The sequence below is a fragment of the Roseateles sp. genome, from assembly GCF_047654805.1.
In the GTDB taxonomy this organism is placed as follows: domain Bacteria; phylum Pseudomonadota; class Gammaproteobacteria; order Burkholderiales; family Burkholderiaceae_C; genus Pelomonas.
On sequence record NZ_JASGIV010000001.1, the window covers coordinates 5,549,160 to 5,569,959 of the forward strand.

Genomic DNA, 20,800 nt, shown 5'->3' on the forward strand with positions numbered 1-20,800 from the left:
GCTTGCACCTGACGTGGCGTCAGGTTTCAGAGTTGTGGCCGTGACCTCCAGGACCCCGTCATGAGCCGTCTCCTCAGCCCTGCAGACATCGCCCACCGTGCCGGCGTGACGGTGCGCACGCTGCACCATTACGAAGACCTGGACCTGCTCGCCCCGCTGCGTAGCGAGGCCGGGCACCGTCGCTACCGCGAGGGCGACGTGGCCCAGTTGCTGCGCATCGTCTGGCTGCGCCGCCTGGGCTTCGCGCTGGAGCGCATTGGCGTCCTGCTCTTGGCGGACGCCGCCGGGCTGCAGGCCGCACTGCGCGAGCAACGCAATGCGCTGGAAGCCGAGTTGGCCGATGCGGCCTCGCGGCTTCGGGGGCTGGACGTCGCCCTCCTCAACGTCCTCGACTGGAGTCCCGCGATGCGACTGCAAGACCAGAACCTGCCAGATCCCGATCCCGATTCCGCGCCCTTTGCCGACGAAGCCGAACGGCGCTGGGGTGCCAGCCCGCAATGGGGCACGTCCGAGGCGCGCCGAAAGGCCCGCGGCCCGGCCGACATGGTCGCTATGCAGGCCGAGGAGGCCGGCATCCTGGCCGACTGGGCGAGTGCCATGCGCCGGGGCGAGCCTGCCAATGGTGCCGGCGCGCGCGCGCTGGCCGAGCGGCACCGCGAGCACATTCACCGCTGGCACTATGCCTGCTCGCGCGAGATGCATGCCAAGCTGGCCGATCTCTACGAGGCAGACGGGCGTTTCGCGGCGCATTTCGACACCGAGGCGCCTGGCCTCGCGACCTACGCGATCGCGGCGATCCGGGCGAATCAATGACTCGTGCCGACCGCCCTGCATGGCGGTCGGCCTTTGCCAGGCGCGAACAGCCGTAGGTGCTGTCGGCGGTCCTCGCTCAGTAGACCGGGTCGGGCAGCTTTTCCTTGGCCACCACGCGCTGGGTTGCAGCGCGTTCGAGCACGCGCTTCAGGTAGGCACCCAGCGCTGGCCGCGTCTTGGCCGGGTTGGACTGCATGCGCGTCCATCGGCACAGCATGAATGCCAGCGGGTCGACGGCCGTGTATTGGCGGCCCATGAACCAGGGCCCGCCATGGCGGGCCAGTTCAGCGTCCATCTGGTCCAGCATGGGTGCGATCTGGGCCTCGGCGCGTGCCTTCACTTCGGCCGCGTCGGTGGCCATGCGGTCCGGGTAGAAGTAGTGGATCAGCATGGACTGCAGCGTGTTTGTCAGCCATACCATCCACTTGTAGTACTGGGCGCGCTCGGGCGTGCCGGGCGCGGGCGCAAAGACCTGGCCACCCTCGGGGTGGCAGTCGGCGAGATGCATCAGGATGGCGGCGGTCTCGTAGAGGACGAGGTCTCCGTCGACGAGGACGGGGATCAGGCCGTTCGGATTGAGCTTGAGATAGGCCGCCGACTTGTGCTCGTTGTTGGCGCGGTCCACCTCACGCAGCGTGTACGGAATACCCATCTCCTCGAGCAGCAGATGGGGGGCGAAGCTGGCGTTGCTGGGGTAGTAGTGCAGTTCGATCATGGCCGGACGGCTTGGCGACGGGTGAGGCGGCGAACTTTACGTTGCCGCAACGCCACCGCAGTCCACCCGGGCGAGGCTGGACGCGTTGGCAAACTCCCACGGCTTCACGGCTGAAGATCATGAAGACCTTGTTCCACTCCTGCGGCGCGGCCCTGCTGGTGCTGTGCACCGCGATGGGCGCGCCTGCCGCCCACGCCGATGTGCGCGTTCGCGCCAATATCGGCATGGTGTTCGATGGCCGCTACCACCACGATCATTACTATCCCGCGCCTGGCTATGTGGCTCCGCACGTGCCCTATGGGGCCGTGGGCGTCGGCGCCGGGCCGGGCCGCTATTGGTTCCATGGCGGGGTCTGGTACCGCCCCTATGGTTCCAGCTTCCGTGTCGTGCTGCCGCCGATCGGGCTCGTCATACCGCTGCTGCCGCCGGCCTATGTGACGCTGACCCTGGGGGGGCTGCCCTACTACTACGCCAACGGCGTGTACTACCAGTCGGTGCCTGACGGCTATGCCGTTGTCGCACCGCCGCCCGAGGCGGCCACGGCCCAGGTCGTGCCGGCCCCGCCGCCGCCGCCGCCACGGGCCGATCCCATCATCTATCCGCGCAACGGCCAGTCGACCGAGCAGCAGGAGAGTGATCGCCGCGACTGCAACCGCTGGGCCACAACGCAGCCGAATGCTCAGGCCGACGCCAGTGTGTTCAACCGTGCGGTCGAGGCCTGCATGGACGGACGCGGCTACACGATGAGGTGACGCCCCTTGCGGGACATTGCCGCGCTGAATGCGCGGCGAGCCGGTCGGTCTTGCGGACCACGCCGCGACTTGCATTGCAACTCTTTTGCACGCGGGCCATTCCATCGAACTGGCCGTGTTCGGAATCAGCCTTGCGAGACGAGCGAGAGCAGTGGCGATAGGTCCGACTGCACAAGCTTGAAAGGCGTCAACCGGACGGTCCCGCCCGGCGCCGGGATCCAAGCAAAGCGCTCACACGGCACAGCCTGCTTCGGGGCGAATGCCGGCGCTGCGATAGCGAACGGACGTCATCTCGGCCAGGATGCTTAGCGCGATCTCCGGTGGCGTGCGCGCGCCGATGTCCAGGCCCACAGGGCCGTGCAGGCGGTCCAGCTGGGGCCCGGTGAGCCCGAAGTGCTCGGCCAGCCGCGCGCGCCGCTTGGCCTGGTTGACGCGAGAACCGATGGCGCCGACGTAGAAGGCCGCGCCCCGCAACGCCTCCATCAACGCGAGGTCGTCCAGCTTGGGGTCGTGGGTCAGGGCGACGATGGCCGTCGCGCCATCGGGCTGGAAAGCGGTGACGACGTCGTCCGGCATGTCGCGCGTCAGCTCCACGCCCGGCAGGTGAAAGCCGTCGGCGTACTCTGCGCGCGGATCGCACACCGTCACGCCATAGCCCAGCGCCAGCGCCATCTGGGCCAGGTAGTCGGTCATCTGGCCGGCACCGATGACCAGCAGTCGCCACTGTGGGCCATGGTGGCTGATGAGCAGGGCGTCGGTCAGCGTCAGCATGTCGGCGCCGGGCTCGGCATCGGCTAGCGTGACGACGCCGGTCGCCAATTCCAGCCGGCGCTGCACGCGCTCGCCGCGCTCGAGCCGCGCCAGCAGTGCGTCGACCGCCGACTGCGGTGTGAGCGGCTCAAGCATCAGCTCCAGCGTGCCGCCGCAGGGCAGGCCGAAGCGCCGCGCCTCCTCGGCACCGACGCCGTAGCGCAGCGGCGTGGGCCTGACGATGTCCAGGCTGCCGGCGCGCAGCTGGGCGACGAGGTCGTCCTCGATGCAGCCGCCGGACACCGAGCCGGCGATCTGCCCGTCATCCCGTACGGCGACCAGCGAACCCACCGGTCGCGGTGCCGAGCCCCAGGTGCGCGTGATCGTTCCCAGCACGACGCTGCGGCCCTCGGCCCGCCAGCCGGCGGCGGTGCGCAACACGCCCAGGTCAAGGTTGTCCATGGATTGCCAACTCCGGCTACGAGGTCTTGAACAAGACCTTAGGGTAATCGGCAATCACAAGCCCTTGAAGCAGGCCGAGCATCGGCCTCACAACCAGGAGACATGCGATGAGCCACCGGATCCGTATCGTGGTCAACGGCCGCGCTGTCAGCAGGGAGGTCGACGCCGACCGCCTGCTGGTGCAGCTGCTGCGCGAAGACCTGGCCCTGACGGGCACCCACGTCGGCTGCGACACCGCGCAGTGCGGCGCCTGCACGGTGCACCTGGACGGACGAGCCGTGAAGGCTTGCAATCTGCTGGCCGTGCAGGCAGATGGTGCCAGCATCACGACCATCGAGGGTCTGGCAGCGCAGGACGGCACGCTGCATCCCATGCAGGCGGCATTCAAGGACTGCCATGGTCTGCAGTGCGGCTTCTGCACCCCGGGCATGGTGATGAGTGCTGTGGACCTGGTGCAGCACCATGACTGTTCCAGCGAGGCCGCCATCCGTGAGGGCCTGGAGGGCAATCTGTGCCGCTGTACCGGCTACCAAAACATCGTGCGGGCCGTGCAGGCCGGCGCGGCCGCGATGAAGGAGGTGTGACATGAATGCACCCGACAAGGGCTTCATCGGCCAGAGCGTCAAGCGCCGCGAGGATGCGCGCTTCCTGACTGGCCGCGGCCAGTACACCGACGACATTGTGCTGCCGCGCCAGAGCTACGGCGTCTTCGTGCGCAGCGCCTACGCGCATGCGCGGCTCAGGCGCGTCGACACGGCCGCCGCCGCGGCGGCCGAGGGTGTGCTGGGCGTCTACACCGGCGAGCACTTCCGCGCCGTCGGCGGGCTGCCCTGCGGCTGGCTGATCACGAGTACCGACGGCACGCCCATGAAGGAGCCCAAGCATCCCGTCCTTGCGGACGGCAAGGTGCGCTACGTGGGCGACGCGCTGGCGCTGGTCGTCGCCGAGACGCTGGCGCAGGCGAAGGCTGCCGCGGCACTGGTGGACGTGGACTATGAGGAGCTGCCTGCCGTCGCCGACACGGCGAGCGCGGCCGGCCACGCGGGCATCGTCCACGACGAGGCGCCGGACAACCGCAGCTATGTCTGGGGCTGCGGCGACAAGGCGGCCACGGATGCGGCCTTCGACAGGGCTGCGCACGTGACGACACTGCAGTTCCGCAACAACCGCCTGATCCCCAACGCCATCGAGCCTCGCGCCGCCAACGCCAGCTACAGCCCGGCCGATGACAGCTACACGCTTTACGTCGCCAACCAGAACCCGCACGTCGAGCGGCTGCTGATGTGTGCCTTCGTGCTGGGCATTCCGGAGCACAAGCTGCGCGTGGTCGCGCCCGACGTGGGCGGCGGCTTCGGCTCCAAGATCTTCCTGTACGCCGAGGAGACGGCGCTGGTCTGGGCTGCCAAGCAGCTCGGCCGGCCCATCAAGTGGACGGCCGAGCGTAGCGAGAGCTTCCTCAGCGACGCCCATGGCCGCGACCATGCGACGAAGGCCGAACTGGCGTTGGATGGGGACGGTCACTTCCTCGCGATGCGTGTGCACACGACGGCCAACCTGGGTGCCTACCTGTCCACCTTCGCGTCCTGCGTGCCCACCATCCTGTACGCGACGCTGCTGGCCGGCCAGTACAAGACGCCCAGCATCTATGCCGAGGTTACTGGCGTGTTCACCAACACCGCGCCGGTGGATGCCTACCGCGGCGCGGGGCGGCCGGAGGCGACCTATGTTGTCGAGCGGCTGGTGGAGACAGCCGCGCACGAACTGGGCCTGGATCCGGCCGAGATCCGCCGCCGCAACTTCATCACCCAGTTCCCCTACGCGACGCCGGTGGGCCTGACCTACGACACCGGCGACTACGACGCGACGCTGACCCAGGTGCAGCAGCTCGCTGACGTGGCGGGCTTTTCTGCGCGCAAGGCAGTCAGCGAGGCCAAGGGCTTGAAGCGCGGCATCGGCTACTCGACCTACATCGAGGCCTGCGGCCTGGCGCCATCCAACATCGCAGGGGCGTTGGGCGCGCGCGCGGGCCTGTTCGAGGCCGGCGAGGTGCGCGTGCATCCCACCGGCAAGGTCACCGTCTTCACCGGCAGCCATTCGCATGGCCAGGGCCACGAGACCACGTTCGCCCAGGTCGTCGCTGACCGGCTGGGCATCCCGCTGGAAGACGTGGACATCCAGCACGGTGACACGGGCAAGGTGTTGTTCGGCATGGGCACCTATGGCAGCCGCTCGCTGGCCGTGGGCGGCACGGCCATCCTGAAGGCGGTAGACAAGGTCATCGCCAAGGGCCGCAAGATCGCCGCCCACCTGTTGGAGGCCAGCGAGGGCGACATCGAGTTCAGGAACGGCGAGTACCGCATTGCCGGCACCGACCGCAGCGTGCCCTTCGCACAGGTGTCCCTCACGGCCTATGTGCCGCACAACTACCCGCTGGACAAGCTGGAGCCCGGTCTCAACGAGAACGCGTTCTACGACCCGACCAATTTCACCTACCCCGCCGGCAGCTATGTCTGCGAGGTGGAGGTGGACCCCGCCACCGGCGTCGTGCGCGTGGACCGGTTCAGCGCGGTGGACGACTTCGGCAACATCGTCAACCCGATGATCGTCGAGGGTCAGGTGCATGGTGGCATCGCCCAGGGCATAGGCCAGGCGCTGCTGGAGCATGGCGTCTACGACAGCGAATCAGGCCAGCTGCTATCCGGCAGCTATATGGACTACGCGATGCCCCGCGCCGACGACCTGCCCAGCTTCCAGGTGCAGACCGCGCCGGGCACGCCCTGCACGCACAACCCGCTGGGCGTGAAGGGCTGCGGCGAAGCCGGCGCCATCGGCTCGCCGCCGGCTGTCATCAACGCGATCTGCAACGCCATTGGCGTCAGGGACCTGCCCATGCCCGCCACGCCCTGCACAGTCTGGACGGCCCTGCAATCGGCCCGGACCTGAGGAGAGGACGATGAACTACCAAACAGCATCCTCCGTCACCGCCCGCCTTGGCGCGGACGACAAGTTCCTGTCTGGCGGCCAGAGCCTGCTCGGCGCGATCAAGCTGGGCCTGGCCGCGCCCGAGGGCCTGGTCGACGTGCGTCGGCTACCCGAGCTGCAAGGCATCGCCGTGGCGGGCCAGACCCTGCGCATCGGCGCGGCGACGACACATGCAGCCGTCGCGGCTGCCGCCGACGTGCGGCGTGCCATTCCGGCGCTGGCCGATCTGGCCGGACGCATTGGCGATCGCCAGGTGCGCAACGCCGGCACGCTCGGGGGCAGCCTGGCCAACAACGATCCTGCCGCCTGCTATCCCGCCGCGGTACTGGCGCTGGGCGCCACCATCCACACGGCCAGTCGCCAGATCGCCGCGGACGACTTCTTCCAGGGCCTGTTTGCGACGGCACTGCAGGACGGCGAGCTGATCACGGCGGTCAGCTTCCCCATCCCGAAGACAGCGGCCTGGCAGAAGTTCAAGCAGCCAGCGTCGCGCTTTTCTCTGGTGGGAGTGTTCGTCGCACGCTTCGACACCGGTGTGCGCGTGGCTGTCACAGGCGCCGGGCCAGGCGTGTTCCGTTGCACAGCGCTGGAGCAGGCGCTGGGCCAGGATTGGAGCCCGGCTGCGGCGCGTGCCGTCAAGATCGAGGCGCAGGGGCTGAACAGCGACCTGCACGGCACTGCGGCGTATCGTGCTGCGCTGATCCCGGAACTGGCCGCGCGCGCGGTTGCTGCCTGAGCCTCAACCCGCGGGCCGCTCGCTGTCCTGGGCCGCGATCACCGCTTCGCGCCACAGCCGCGCGGGGATGAAGGTGCGCAGCTGCTCCATGGCCTTTTCGATCAGGGCCGGGTGCAGGCCATGGTCCAGATGGGGCAGGAGATCGGCGGTGACGTCGGCGCCCAGGTCCACCAGGGACTGGGCCGCGTCGACGACGTGGCGGTAGGGGAAGCGCTGGTCGTCCAGCCCGTGCAGCAGGTGCACGCAGACGTCCTGTGGCGCTGCTTCTGGCCGTGCCAGGTAGCCGCCGGCAAAGGACAGCACACGGCCGACGAGGGCGGCTTCGGACTGCACGGCCTCCAGCGCCAGCAGCCCGCCGTCGCCGATGCCGGCTAGCGCCACGCGCTGCCAGGGCAGATCCAGTTTGGCGGCCTCCATGCGCAGGCGGGCTATCAGGTGGGGGAGGGCCGCGTCGACGCCCTCGGCGCTGGGGCGGGCACCGACCCACCAGCGGCATCGCCCTTCGCCATCTCTCAGAGGGGGATGTACGGTGAGCGTCGCAGCCTTGGGGTACTGGGCCTGCAGGGCAGCGGCCAGTGGCGCCAGGGTGTCGGGGCCGTCGGGCGCGATACCGCTGTCGGGCAGCAGCACGAACAGCAGATCGGGGAGGGCGGCATCGGGCATGGGACTCATGGTCATATTTTTGGTGCCACGCGACCTGCGGATGAATCCGGCTAAATGTTTTCTTTCTAGTAAGAAAGATTACATGGCGACGAATATCCAGCCCGCCTGACTTCTCGGCGGACAGGCGCTGAATTCGGATTCCGCGAAGGTTAATTCAGACCTTGTCGAGTATGTCGGACGTCCGGGAGGACGATGACTGGCCCGAAGGTCGGGCAGCGAGCGGCCGGCCCGCTTTGTTGGGTGTTTGCAACGGTTTGGCGGCCCCGGCGGGCTGAAGGCATCAGAGAAGACCCTAGGTTGGGTCTGTTACTTCTGGGTAACCCGACCCTATCCCTAACATGAATGTTTGTTGACGAGTTCAAGGCCGTTGAGCCTTCCTGCTTGGTGAATTGCTCGTCAGCTTGCCACCCCAGCCTGTATTTTCTATGCCCAATCAATATTCTGGTTTCAAGCCTGTTCAAAAACCCATCGCCCTGGCCGTCCTCGGCCTGATCCTTGCCCACAATGCTGCAGCGCAGCAAGCGCCCGCTGAGAATAAGCCCGCCACCGCCGCGGAAACTACCGCTCAGAAGGCCGATTCCGTTCAAAAGCTGGACGCCGTCGTCGTCACTTCCGGCTCCCGCATCAAGCGTGACGCCTTCAGCTCGCCGGCCCCCATCCAGGTCATCAAGAATGAAGACGCCGCGCTGGCGGGCTTCAGCTCGACGGCTCAGGTGCTGCAGAGCACGTCCGTGACCGGCGGCGCCGGCCAGATCAACAACGCCTTCGGCGGCTATGTGACCGATGGCGGCCCGGGTGCCAACACGGTGGGCCTGCGCGGCTTCGCCCCCACCCGCTCGCTGGTGCTGCTGAACGGCCGCCGCATGTCGCCCTCGGGCACCCGTGGTTCGGTCGGCGCCGCTGACCTGAACACGCTGCCCAACGCAATCGTCGACCGCATCGAAGTGCTGAAGGACGGCGCCTCGTCCGTCTATGGCTCCGACGCGGTGGCCGGCGTGATCAACATCATCACGAAGAAGGACCTGACCGGTATCCGCCTGGACGCCTCGGTCTCGCAGACCGAGCACGGCGGCGGCAATGCCTACAACTTCTCGGCCGCGGGCGGCATGGTCAACGACCACTCGCGTTTCCTGGTCTCGTACAACTTCAACGAGAACACCCGCATGACGCTGGGCCAGCGCGACTGGACCCGTTGCAACACCGACTACCGTCGCACCAGCGTCAACGGCGTCGTTGGCGAGTGGGGCAGCTGGGACACCAAGGACCCGCTGACCGGCAAGCCCAAGTGCTATCCGATCACGGGCACGGGCTCCAACGGCGTGACCATCAACACCATCGGCACCGGCGGCTCGCCTGCTGGCAGCGCCACTGCTGGCGTCGGCGCCGCAGGTGCGGTCGGCACCACCTTCAACCGCTGGCGTCCGAACTCGGCCGTGACCACCGGCCTGGTCGGCTGGGAAGGCGTGGGCGGCGGCTCGACGACGGACAACAACGTCCGCGACACCTTCGACCCGCGCGTGCTGAACAACACGCTGATGTCGCCGGTGCGCAACCACAACCTGTACGCCCAAGGCGCCTTCGACGTCCAAGCCCTGGGCGACGCAGAAGCCTACTGGGAAGTGCTGTTCAACCGCCGCGACTCGTCGCAGGTCGGCTTCCGTCAGCTGTCGCTGGACTACGCCAAGGGCAGCCCGCTGATCCCCGCCAACCTGGCCTTCAGCACGGTGCAGACCGCAGCCACGACGATCACCAATGGCCAGGCACTGGGCGTGCGCGCCTTCATCGGCGCCGGCAACAGCTACTCCAGCCAGTCCGTGGACTTCACGCGCGCCGTGGCCGGCCTGCGTGGCTCCTTCGCCAAGTTCAACTGGGACTATGACGTCTCGGTGCAGCACGCCGAAAGCAAGGGCACCTACCTGTTTGACGGCTTCCGTACTGACCGCCTGGCGCAGAGCCTGAATGTCGTGTCCAACGGCAGCGGCGGCTTCAACTGCGTCAACACGGCCAATGGCTGCGTTGCCGCACCGGCGCTGAGCTCCGCCGTTGTCGGCGGTCAGCTGCCGGCCGCCTGGCTGGGCTTCGTCTACGACAACTACACCGGCGTGACGAAGTACAAGGAAGACATCGTGTCGGCCTCCACGACCGGCAAGCTCTTCAAGCTGCCCTATGGCGACGTGAAGGGCGCCGTCGGCGCTGAGTTCCGCCGCATGTCGATCGACGACACCCCGTCGATCGACCAGCAGACCGCCAACATCTACAGCTTCACGTCGTCCACGCCGACCCGCGGCAACGACAACGCCACCGACGTGTTCGCCGAAATCGAAGTGCCGCTGCTGAAGGACCTGCCGCTGGCCAAGGACCTGACGCTGAACGCTTCCTCGCGCCGTGCGGACTACAAGTCCTATGGTTCGGGCTCGACCTACAAGGTCGGCGCTCTGTGGGCCCCGACCGGCTGGCTGTCGCTGCGCGGCACGAACGGCACGTCCTACCGCGCCCCGGCCCTGTTTGAACAGTACGTCGGCGCGACGACCGGCTTCCTGAGCGCCGCCGGTGACCCGTGCAACAGCCCCACCCCGGGCAGCCAGCGCGCGATCAACTGCGCCAGCGAAGGCCTGCCGGCCAACTTCCAGCAAACCAGCAGCATCACCTCGGTCACCCTGGGTGGCCGCGATGCGGGCCTGTCTGCGGAAACCTCGAAGAACTCTTCGTGGGGCATCATCCTGCAACCCACGATGCCGACCGGCTGGGGTGACTTCTCCTTTGCGCTGGACCGCTTCGACGTCAAGGTCGACAACGGCGTCTCGCGTGCCGGCGCCAGCAACATCCTGACGCTGTGCTATGACGATCCGGCATTCCGCTCGGGCGGTGGCTATTGCAAGCTGATCACGCGTGCCGCCGGCAACAACGCGCTGACGGTCAACAACAGCTACATCAACCTGTCGACCGACGTCGTGCGTGGCTACGACTACAACATCCGCTACACGAACGACGTGGGCATCGGCAAGCTGCGTGTTGAGCTGTCGGCCACCGAGTACCACTCGCAAGCCAGCAAGGTCTTCGCGACCGATCCGCTGACCGAGAGCAATGGCCGCGTCGGCGTGCCGCGCTGGTCCGGCGCCCTGGACGTGAAGTACACGGTCAAGGGCTGGACCGCCTACTACGGCATGGAGTGGGTCGGCAAGACGTCGAGCTACGAGTACTACCAGCGCCAGGCCACCAGCGCCGCCACCGCTGCCCTGTACAACCCGGAGACCAGCATCTACCAGATGCGCACGCCGAGCTACTTCCTGCACTCGATGTCGCTGAAGTACAGCGACAGCGTGGGCAAGTGGTCGGCCACGGTGGGTGTGCGCAACCTCGCCGACAAGACGCCGCCCTCGATCTCCTCGGGCTACGCGAATCGTGTCGGCAATGCACCCCTGTACAGCGGCTACGACTACTACGGCCGTCGCTTCTTCATGAACGTCTCCAAGTCGTTCTAATCGCCTAGTGCTCTGATGCCCTGGCAGCCCGTGGGTTGCCGGGGCATTTTTTTAAGCGTGATTCGCATGAAAAGCTACTTGAACACCTTGTGCCGGCTGATCGCCGGCACGGGCACAGTGCTGGCGTTCAGCCATGCTGCGCAGGCCGCCGACCTGCCGCCCATCCGCGTCCCGACCATCGAGACGTTGGCCCAGTTCCCCGGCATGACGGGCTTCCGGATCTCTCCCGACGGCAAGCACATGCTGGCCATCCAGAGCCAGGGCGACAACCGCAGCATCCTGGTCTGGAAGCTGGCCGACCTGGCTGCCAAGCCGACGGTCATTGGCGCCACCAACATGCAGATCCGCAGCGCGTCGTTCCTGAAGAACGACATGCTGCAGGTCGAGATGACGCAGATCTACGACCTGCGTGCCGACGAGGTCACCAAGACCTTCATCAACAAGCTGCTGTTCACCGACCTCGAGGGCAAGAACTGGATCGAGCCGATGGCGTCCGCCGACATCGCCCGCTCCGAGATCGCCAAGAAGGCTGCGGCGCTGGCCAACCCCACGGTGCTGAACCGCCTGCTGGGCGACCGCGACAACGTCATCCTGGAGAGCGACACGCGCGGCGACAGCCGCGACATCTACCGCTACAACCTTCGCACCGCCAAGGCCACGCGCATCATGCGGTTGAGCGAATCCGATGCCCGCGTGCTCGTCAACTCTGCGGGCCAGGTCTGGGCCAAGCAGCGTCTGGGCAGCGACGCCGAGGGCACGTTCACGGCCATCGATTTCCGCAGCAAGGACGGTGCGTGGGAGGAGCACTTTCGCAGCTACGTGAAGAACCGTGACGTTGTCGATGTGGTTGCTCCCGGTGCCAAGGCGGGCACGGCCATCATCCGCAGCAACGTCGGCCGCGAGGTCACGGGCTTGTACGAGTACGACATTGCCGCTCGCAAGGTGGCTGATACCGTGTTCGAGCACAAGTTCTTCGACGCGACCGGCGTGCGCTCCTTCCGCAACGATGACGCACCCAACGACGAGGGCTTCGACGGCTTTGCGCTGGACGGCCATCAAGGCAACGACGAGTACTGGGAGAACCCCAAGATGGAAGCCGCCGTGCGCGGCATCGCGCAGGCGCTGGGCATCAAGGAGATTCAGCAGGAACTGCGCAGCGTCGGCGGCAATGAGCGGGCCGTGGTCCCGTCGTTCGACGGCGTGTCCGTGCGGTTGGTGCAGTACGTGGGAGGCGAGACGCCGACCTACCTGATCCGCGTCAGCGGCTCGACCTATCCGACGGAGGACTACCTGCTGCGTGGCCAGAAGATCCAGCTGCTGGCCAAGGAGTTCCCGGACGTCGACAAGCGAGCCCTCGGCACCGCCCGGTTCGTCTACTACAAGGCGCGCGACGGCCTGAACATCCCGGCCTATCTGACCGTGCCCAACCCGCAGCTGTGCGGCCCGGGCCCCTACGCGACGGTCATCCATCCGCACGGCGGCCCGTGGGCCCGCGACACGATGGACTACGACCGTTCGGGCTGGGTGCCGATGCTGGTGTCGCAATGCCGCGTCGTGCTGCAGCCGCAGTACCGCGGTTCGCAGGGTTGGGGCCGCACGTTGTGGTTCGCGGGTGACCGTGAGTGGGGCCAGAAGATGCAGGACGACAAGGACGACGGCGTGAAGTGGCTGGTCAGCGAGAAGCTGGCCGACCCCAAGCGCGTTGCCATGTTCGGCTTCTCCTACGGCGGCTACGCGGCCTTCGCCGCATCCGTGCGCTCCAACGGCCTCTACAAGTGCGCCATCGCTGGTGCCGGCGTGTCCGACATCGAGCGCATCTGGGCGAAGTTCTTCACCAACCCCTACTTCCAGTCGGGGCAGGAACCCACCGTGCGCGGCCTGAGCCCGCTGTCCAAGGCGGACAAGCTCGAGATCCCGATCATGGTCTACCACGGTGACCGCGACCAGATCGTGCCGCTGATCCAGTCGGAACTCTTCGTCGACAAGGCCAAGGCCGCCGGCAAGCCCGTGGAGTACCACGTGCTGAAGGACTACGCCCACGGCCCTGCTTGGACGCGCAAGACCAACGCCGACCAGCTCCGCCTGATCAGCGACTACCTCGATAAGGGCTGCGGCGGCGGCGGTCTGTAAGGCCGCGGACCGTCCACCAGTACAAAGGGCACTGCACGGTGCCCTTTTTTCATCCTGCCAGCGTCAGACCTTGATGCTGAACGGGTTGAAGTTGGTGTTGCGGTCGTAGTGGTCCACGCCCTCGGCGCGTTTCAGGAAGGCGACGGCACGGGCGGTGGCCGGGTACATGACGGCTTCCCAGATCGTCTTGAACAGGTACTGGCTGACGATGACGGCCATCAGCTGCTCGTGCGGCCAGATGCCCCAGAACGCGATCAGGAAGAACAAGCCGGTGTCGACGAACTGGCCCACGACGGTTGAGCCGACAACGCGCGCCCACAGGAAGCGGCCCCGCGTCGCGACCTTCATCTTCGCCAGTACATAGCTGTTGGCGAAGCTGCCGCAGGCGAATGCAATCATGGAGCCGGCGACGATGCGCCAGGTGTTGCCGAACACGGCCTCGATCTGTGGCTGGTAAGCAGCCATGAACTCGTTCTGCGCTGGTGGCAGGTGCACGACGACGAAGGCCATGAAGGCCGCAAACAGCAGCGCGCCGAAGCCCGCCCAGACGACGCGGCGGTCTCGACCATAGCCGTAGACCTCGGTCAGCACGTCGCCGAAGATGTAGCTGATCGGGAAGAAGAACAGGTCGGCACCGAAGGTGACCGTGCCGAAGACTGGCAGCGTCAGCTGCGCCGCCTTGGCCGCGCCGATCAGGTTCGAGCACAGCAGCACGCAGACGAAGGCCGCCATGATCAAGTCGTAGTACTTGAAGGATCGTGGCGGCTGATTCATGCGTGCTCCTTCAGGCTTCGTTGCGTCCGGTGAGTTTCAGCAGCGTCTGGTGAAGCTTGGGTGTGTCAATGGGCTTGGTCAGAAAGTCGTTCATGCCGGCGGCGAACGCATCATCGCGCTCGGACACCAGCGCCGCCGCCGTCAGGGCGACGATGGGCAACTGCTCGGCCGAGAAATGCTTGCGCAGCTCGCGAGTCGCATCATGCCCGCCCATGACAGGCATCTGCACGTCCATCAGCACGATGTCGAAGGGCTTGCCGACGCTGGCCGCAGCCAGCACGGCCTCGATGGCCTGGCGGCCATCGCTGGCCTGGGCGACCTCCATGCCCCATTGCTCCAGCTGGGCAACGGCGATCAGCATGTTGACCGGGTGGTCCTCGGCGATGAGCACGCGTCGGCCCTGCAGGGCGGCCTCGCCGGCAGCGCCCTGGACGCGGGGTTCGCGAGGCTGGTGGGGCATGGGTGCCGGCGCGGCAGGCAGCGGGAGTTCGGCCCAGAAGGCCGACCCCTTGCCCGGCGTGCTGTCGACGCCGACCTCGCCGCCCATCAGCGTGGCGAGCTCGCGGCAGATGGACAGCCCCAGGCCCGTGCCGCCGAAGCGCCGCGTCGTCGACTCGTCGGCCTGAGTGAAGGGCTGGAACAGGCGGCCCTGCTGCTCGGGCGCGATGCCAGAGCCGGTGTCTCGCACCTCGATGTGGACCCACTCGCCGGCGCTGCCGCGGGCATTGACGGCCATCGCGCGGACGCTGACGGTGATGCTGCCGGCCTGGGTGAACTTGAGTGCGTTGGTCAGGTAGTTGGACAGGATCTGGCGTGTGCGCAGCGGGTCGCCGAACACCCAGCCGGGCAGGGCCGGATCGATCTCGACGGCAAAGCTCAGGCCGCGCGCTTGGGCCAGCGTCAGGTAGGCGAGGCGGATGGACGCGAGCAACTCGCGCAGCGAGAAGGGCTGGCTCTCCAGCGTGAGGCGCCCGGCCTCGATCTTGGACAGGTCCAGGATGTCGGAGATCAGGCCGGACAGGCTCTCGGCACTGTCCATCATCTGGTTCAGGTAGTCGCGCCGCTGCGCCTCGGAGATGTCGAGCTGCTGGGCCAGACGGCCCAGGCCCAGCAGGCCGTTGAGCGGTGTGCGGATCTCGTGGCTGGTGTTCGCGAGGAAGGCGCTCTTGGCACGACTGGCGGCCTGAGCCTCGTCCTTGGCCTGGGCGAGCTGGCCTTCCACGCGCCGACGCTCGGTAACGTCTTCGATGATCCAGATGGTGCCACCGCGGCTGGGGTGGGCCGGGTCCACGGCCTTCGCCAGCAGCCGGGCCAGGAAGGTGGAGCCGTCGCGGCGGCGCATGGTGCGCTCGGCCTCCACCTGTTCGCCGGCAGCGAGCGCGGTGCCAAGGTCGCGGCCGACCGATTGCCACTCCTCGACGCTGGGCCAGACGACGCTGCCATGCTGGCCCAGCAGCGTGCCGCGTGTCCAGCCGAACATGGATTCGATGCGTGGATTGGCCAGCACGAACTGCTGATCGCGCGTCAGTGCGATGCCGATGGATGCGTTCTCCAGGATGGCACCATGCACGAGCCGGGTGCGCTCGCTCTCGCTCACGTCACGGGCGTACAGCACGAGGTAGTTCTGGCCGTCCATCTCGAAGGGGGCGACGGACACCAGCATGGAGACGGCACTGCCGTCCTTGCGCCGGAAGCTGATGGGCACGTTGCTGGCGGTGCCCTCGCGGCGGATGGCTTCGCGAATGGCCGTGCGGTCGGCCGGGTTGTGCCAGATGCCGATTTCGTCGGACGTGCGCCCCAGCACCTCGGCGCCATCCCAGCCGGTGAGCGCTTCGAAGGCCTTGTTGACCATCGCGTAGCGACCGCTCTCTGCCTCGGTCAGCGTGATGACGTCGGGGCTGGTGGCTACCAGGTGCGACAACAGGCCTTCCGAGCGGCGCAGCGCATCCTGTGCCCGGCTCTGCTCGGTCTGGTCGGTGAAGAAGGTCAGTGTGGCCGGGCCCGAAGCGGTCTCGACACGCACGCTGGTGGCCTGCACCAGGCGGCGGCGGCGCGACAGCGTGCGCAGCCGGTACTCGGCCATGGGCTGCATTGCGCCTGGTGCCATGCCCTCCAGTCGCGCGGCCTGCTGGCGTGCAGTCTCGTCGTCGCCCGGCTCGTAGTGGCTGAACAGGTCCTGGCCGATCATGCTGGAGCGCTGCGCATAGCCGAACATGGCCATTGCGGCGGGGTTGGCATCGACGACGCGCCCCCAGCGATGCAGCACCAGCGGGCTTGGCGAGCGGCGGAACAACTCGCGGTAGCGCGTCTCGGTGGCCTGCACGGTCTGCTCGGCGGCCACCTCGCCCGTCACGTCACGGCCCACGCCCCAATAGCCGCGGAAATTGCCGTGGGCATCGAAGCGGGGCTCTCCGCTGATGGAAACCCACAGCGTGCTGCCATCGCTGCCGGCGCGGCGGGCCACGATGCCGTGGAAGGGGCGGCGTGATTCGAGGTCGGCACGGTGGGCGTCGAGCTCGTCGTCCGACAGGCCCATGCCCTCGATCTCCCAGGGGGTCTTGCCCAGGCAGGCCTCCGTGTCCAGGCCCGAGCTGCCCGGCCTCTCTTCGGCGAGGTGGGTGAAGCGGTACTCGCGGTCCATTTCCCAGTACCAGTCGACGGCCATGCCCAGTAGCCCGCGAAAGCGCGCCGTACGCTCCTCGGCCTCCACCAGCGAGCGCTGCACCATCCTGAGCAGCCCGATGCCGGCGATCAGGCCAGCGCCAAGCAGGCTGAACTGCATGACGACGCGCAGTGCCAAGCTGTTCATGGCCATGGGATGGGTGGTCCAGCCCAGCGCTTCGGCGACAGCAAGCCCGGTCAGTGCGCCCCCGGCCAGCACGGTGAGGAGCAGGCCTGCACCCAGGCCCAGCATGCCGGTGGCGAAGGTCACGATCAAGCCTGCCGCGCCCAGGCCCAGCGTCCACAGGCCCAGGTCGCGTGACACGGCCACCGTCACCGGCAGCGCGATGACGAGGGACATCATCAACAGCGCGACGATCGGCCGGGGCTCGCGGCGGGGGCTGCGCGACAGCGTGAGCAGGCGCAGGAAGGCGAGCACCGAGATCAGCACCGCCAGCAGCGGTGGCAGCCAGCCGTCCAGCCACTCACCGGGCTGGCGGGTGATCCAGAGCAGGGCCGCTACGGGCAGCAGAATGGGGCCGCAGGCCAGCAAGAAGATGCGCGCCGCATGCCAGCGCATGCTGGTGGCCAGGCGTACGCGCTGCTGCTCGGGCGGCGCTGCAGGGCCGACGAGGCTGCTGACGTCGTCGCCGGCGCGTGCCATGTCAGCTCCGCCCCGTCGCCAGAAGGTGCTGGCGCACCCCCTCGGGGTGCAGCAAGCTAAGTGAGCGAGCGGGTCGGCTCATCTCAGTTGAGTGCCAGTCTGGTGGTCTCGGCGACGGCGCGGGCGCGCGCGGCGAAATCGGCGCCGCTGCTGGCGTAGAGGATGGCGCGCGAGGAGTTCACGACCAGAGGCGCCGTGCGGCCCGCGGCCTGCACGACTGCGGCGGCGTCGCCGCCCTGGGCACCCACGCCCGGCACAAGCAGGGGCAGCGAGGGCGCGAGCTCGCGCACGCGGGCGATCTCCCCGGGGTAGGTCGCGCCGACGACCAGGCCCAGTTGGCCGTTGCGGTTCCACTGCGTCTCGGCGAGGTGGGCCAGGTGTTCGAACAGCCGTGGCTGGCCAGGCACGTCGGCCAGGCGCTGCATCTGCCAGTCGTCGCCGCCCTTGTTGGAAGTGCGGCACAGCAGGATGGCCCCCTTTCCTTCGTAGGCGAGGTAGGGCTCCACGCTGTCGAAGCCCATGAAGGGCGACAGCGTGACGGCGTCAGCGCGGTAGCGCTCGAAGGCCTCGCGGGCGTACTGCTCGGCGGTGGAGCCGATGTCGCCGCGCTTGGCGTCCAGGATGACGGGCACGCCGGGCGCAACCGTGTGGATGTGGGCGATCAGGCGCTCCAGCTGCTCCTCGGCGCGGTGGGCGGCGAAATAGGCGATCTGCGGTTTGAAGGCGCAGGCGAGGTCGTGCGTCGCGTCGACGATGGCGGCGCAGAAGTCGTAGATCTTGGACGCATCGCCGGCCCATGCGCCCGGCAGCTTGCTGGGCTCGGGGTCGAGGCCGACGCAGAGGCGGGAGGAGGAGCGGGCTTGGAGCTGGGCAACAAAAGTCGTCATGTCAGGGCAAAGGCGGAGATGGGGGCGGTGCGGGACAGGACGAATTCTGCAAAAGCCTCGGCTGGCAGTGGGCGGCTGAACAGATACCCCTGCACGGCATGGCAGCCCTGGCGGCGCAGGAAGGCGAGCTGCCCCTCGGTTTCGACGCCTTCGGCCAGGGTCTGAAGGCCCAGGGCGCCGGCCATGCGGATGACGGCATCCACGATGGCGCGGTCCTCGGCATCCTCCGTCAGGTCGCGCACGAAGGACTGGTCGATCTTGAGCTTGCCGACGCGGAAGCGCTTCAGATGGCTGAGCGACGAGTAGCCGGTGCCGAAGTCGTCGATGGATAGATGCACGCCACGGGCATGCAGTTCGTTCATGACGGTGATGGCGACGACCGGGTTGTCCATCGCGGCGCCCTCGGTCAGTTCCAACTCCAGGCGCCGGGCCGGCATGCCGACCTCCTCAAGCACGCGGGCCACGAGCGCCGGCAGGTCGTCGTGGCGGAACTGCACGGCCGACAGGTTGACGGCCATGGTCAGCTCGGGCAGGCCAGCCCGGTCCCACCGCTGCAGCTGAGAGAGGGCCTCCTTCAGCACCCATTCGCCGATGGGCAGGATCAGTCCGGAGGCCTCGGCGACGGGAATGAACTCGCCCGGTGACACCCAGCCCAGCTCGGGGTGGTGCCAGCGCAGCAGGGCCTCGGCGCCCACGATGTGGGCTGCGCCGTCCGCGCTGTAGCTCGCATCTCCGCCGCTGGTGTCGAGCGCGAACTGGGGCTGGTAGTGCAGGCTGAGTTGGCCGCGCTCCAGCGCGCGGCGCAGCGCGTTCTCCAGCTGCAGTGCGCGGGCCGATTGGGCTTGCATCTCGCTCGTGAAGAAACGGTAGGCGTTGCGACCGTCGCGCTTGGCGCGGAACATGGCCGCGTCGGCGCACTTGCACAGGGTCTCGAAGTCGTCGCCGTCGGTCGGGAACATCGCAATGCCCATGGACGGAGTGACGGTCAACTCCTGCTGGTCGACCTGGAACGGGGCGCTGGCCAGCGCCATCAGCTTGGTTGCGAGGTGGGCCGCGCCGGCGATGTCGGTCAAAGGCAGCACCAGCACGAACTCGTCGCCGCCCATGCGGGCCACGGTGTCCTGCTCGCGCACGGCACCGCGCAGCCGGGCGGCTAGCTGGGTCAGCAGGCTGTCGCCGACACGGTGGCCCAGCGAGTCGTTGACGTTCTTGAAGTGGTCCAGGTCCAGGAACAGCACGGCCAGCGGCTCGTCGCTGCGGCGGGCGATGTCCAGCGCCTGGCTGGCGCGGTCGGCCAGCAGGTGGCGGTTGGGCAGGCCGGTCAGCGCGTCGAACAGGGCCAGGCGTTCGGCACGTGCCTCGGCGGCCTGCTGCTCCGCGACCTTGAGCTCCAGTGCCGCCACGGTCTGACTGAGCTGCTCGGTGCGCTGGGCGACGAGAGCCTCGAGCTGGGCCTTGGATTGCACCAGGTCCTGCTCGGCCTGCTTGCGGGCGGTGATGTCCTGGGTGATCCAGATCGAGCCGCGTGACAGGTCGCTGCGGTCGATGGCCTTGCTGCGCACCTCGCAGAAGATGGGCGTGCCGTCCTTGCGGACGAGCAGCATCTCGGCATGGAAGGAGTCGCCGCGCGACAGCGGCTCGTAACAGCGGTCGCCGGCGGCCTTCCAGTCCTCGTCGCTGAGGTACCAGACACGCGACAGCTGGCCGTCAAGCTCACCAGGCCCGTAACCGAAGAGCTGTTCGAAGGCGCGGTTGCAGCGTGTCACGCGGCGGCCGCGCAGGAAGACGATGCCGACCATGGCGTGGTCGAAGATAAGCTGCTGCTCGGCGTGAAGGTCGGCCAGCGCGGCGTCGGCCAGCTTGCGTTCGCTGATGTCGTCGACGATCCAGATCGAGCCGTCCGCCGGATCGTCGGGGTTGATGAGGCGGCCGGTCAGGTGAGTCCAGAAGCGCTCGCCGTTCTGGCGCCGCATCAGCTGTTCGCTGCGGAAGGTCTCCCCGGCTGCCAGCACGGGATAGGCGCGGCGGCCCAGGTTGCGGGCCTCGTCCTCGCTCTCGTACAGCTCCACGCTACTGCGGCCGACGGCCGCCTCGGGACTGTCGAAGCCGTAGATTTCGGCATAGCGCTGGTTGCAGCGAACCAGCGTGCGCGCCTTCACGAAGACGACGCCTACGCCCGCGTTGGCCAGAATGACATCCAGCTCGCGCAGGGCCTGGCGGAGCGCGGGGTTGTCGCTGGTGTCGGGCGCGAGGCTCATGAAGAGGCTAGTGGGCGGCGGCGGTCGGTCTGGCGGGCAGGAATTGGAGCATGACCGGTTATTGTCTGGCC

The 20,800-nt window shown here is 67.8% G+C and carries 14 protein-coding genes; 7 read left to right on the plus strand and 7 right to left on the minus strand.

Translation table 11 applies throughout. From position 1 onward, the window contains the following. The first annotated feature begins 60 nt into the window (after positions 1-60). A complete protein-coding gene (locus QM732_RS25140; RefSeq protein ID WP_415658817.1) occupies positions 61-813 on the plus strand; it encodes a MerR family transcriptional regulator in 753 nt (250 codons plus the stop codon). 76 nt (positions 814-889) lie between these two features. Here QM732_RS25140 and QM732_RS25145 read toward each other — a convergent pair whose 3' ends face one another. Next, entirely contained in the window at positions 890-1,528 is a 639-nt protein-coding gene (locus tag QM732_RS25145) for a glutathione S-transferase family protein (RefSeq protein ID WP_415658818.1), read from the minus strand. A 119-nt stretch (positions 1,529-1,647) separates the two neighbouring features. Here QM732_RS25145 and QM732_RS25150 point away from each other — a divergent pair, with 119 nt between their 5' ends. Continuing rightward, on the plus strand, positions 1,648-2,280 hold the full coding sequence (locus QM732_RS25150) for a DUF6515 family protein (protein ID WP_415658819.1): 633 nt from the start codon (positions 1,648-1,650) through the stop codon (positions 2,278-2,280). Positions 2,281-2,511: 231 nt separating this feature from the next. On the opposite strand, the gene QM732_RS25155 is transcribed toward QM732_RS25150, so the two are convergent. Continuing rightward, entirely contained in the window at positions 2,512-3,492 is a 981-nt protein-coding gene (locus QM732_RS25155; protein WP_415658820.1) for an XdhC family protein, read from the minus strand. Between the two features lie 107 nt (positions 3,493-3,599). Between QM732_RS25155 and QM732_RS25160 the strand changes: the two genes are divergently transcribed. The 3 genes from QM732_RS25160 to QM732_RS25170 are packed head-to-tail and all read left to right on the plus strand — an operon-like array spanning position 3,600 to position 7,210. Further along, positions 3,600-4,076, plus strand: coding sequence for a (2Fe-2S)-binding protein (locus tag QM732_RS25160; RefSeq protein ID WP_415658821.1), 477 nt, complete (start codon positions 3,600-3,602; stop codon positions 4,074-4,076). A gap of 1 nt (position 4,077) precedes the next feature. Beyond that, positions 4,078-6,435 (plus strand): xanthine dehydrogenase family protein molybdopterin-binding subunit, encoded by a 2,358-nt coding sequence (locus QM732_RS25165; protein WP_415658822.1) that lies wholly within the window; start codon positions 4,078-4,080, stop codon positions 6,433-6,435. A gap of 10 nt (positions 6,436-6,445) precedes the next feature. After that, the gene (locus QM732_RS25170; RefSeq protein WP_415658823.1) at positions 6,446-7,210 is read left to right on the plus strand and encodes an FAD binding domain-containing protein; all 765 of its coding nucleotides are present in this window, start codon (positions 6,446-6,448) and stop codon (positions 7,208-7,210) included. Between the two features lie 3 nt (positions 7,211-7,213). Here QM732_RS25170 and QM732_RS25175 read toward each other — a convergent pair whose 3' ends face one another. Further along, a complete protein-coding gene (locus QM732_RS25175; protein ID WP_415658824.1) occupies positions 7,214-7,882 on the minus strand; it encodes an esterase in 669 nt (222 codons plus the stop codon). Between the two features lie 416 nt (positions 7,883-8,298). Between QM732_RS25175 and QM732_RS25180 the strand changes: the two genes are divergently transcribed. Continuing rightward, on the plus strand, positions 8,299-11,355 hold the full coding sequence (locus QM732_RS25180) for a TonB-dependent receptor domain-containing protein (RefSeq protein ID WP_415658825.1): 3,057 nt from the start codon (positions 8,299-8,301) through the stop codon (positions 11,353-11,355). A gap of 66 nt (positions 11,356-11,421) precedes the next feature. Next, positions 11,422-13,485, plus strand: coding sequence for an alpha/beta hydrolase family protein (locus QM732_RS25185; protein ID WP_415658826.1), 2,064 nt, complete (start codon positions 11,422-11,424; stop codon positions 13,483-13,485). A gap of 63 nt (positions 13,486-13,548) precedes the next feature. Here the strand turns inward: QM732_RS25185 and QM732_RS25190 are convergent, their stop codons facing one another. The 4 genes from QM732_RS25190 to QM732_RS25205 all read right to left on the minus strand — a co-directional run bounded on the left by QM732_RS25190 (position 13,549) and on the right by QM732_RS25205 (position 20,729). Then, the gene (locus QM732_RS25190) at positions 13,549-14,259 is read right to left on the minus strand and encodes a queuosine precursor transporter (RefSeq protein ID WP_415658827.1); all 711 of its coding nucleotides are present in this window, start codon (positions 14,257-14,259) and stop codon (positions 13,549-13,551) included. 10 nt (positions 14,260-14,269) lie between these two features. Next, a complete protein-coding gene (locus QM732_RS25195) occupies positions 14,270-17,584 on the minus strand; it encodes a PAS domain S-box protein (RefSeq protein ID WP_415658828.1) in 3,315 nt (1,104 codons plus the stop codon). Between the two features lie 83 nt (positions 17,585-17,667). After that, on the minus strand, positions 17,668-18,471 hold the full coding sequence (gene pyrF, locus QM732_RS25200) for an orotidine-5'-phosphate decarboxylase (protein WP_415658829.1): 804 nt from the start codon (positions 18,469-18,471) through the stop codon (positions 17,668-17,670). Then, positions 18,468-20,729, minus strand: a complete 2,262-nt coding sequence (locus QM732_RS25205) for a putative bifunctional diguanylate cyclase/phosphodiesterase (RefSeq protein ID WP_415658830.1) — start codon at positions 20,727-20,729, stop codon at positions 18,468-18,470. Before QM732_RS25205 ends, pyrF begins: the two co-directional genes overlap by 4 nt. Positions 20,730-20,800 lie beyond the last annotated feature (71 nt).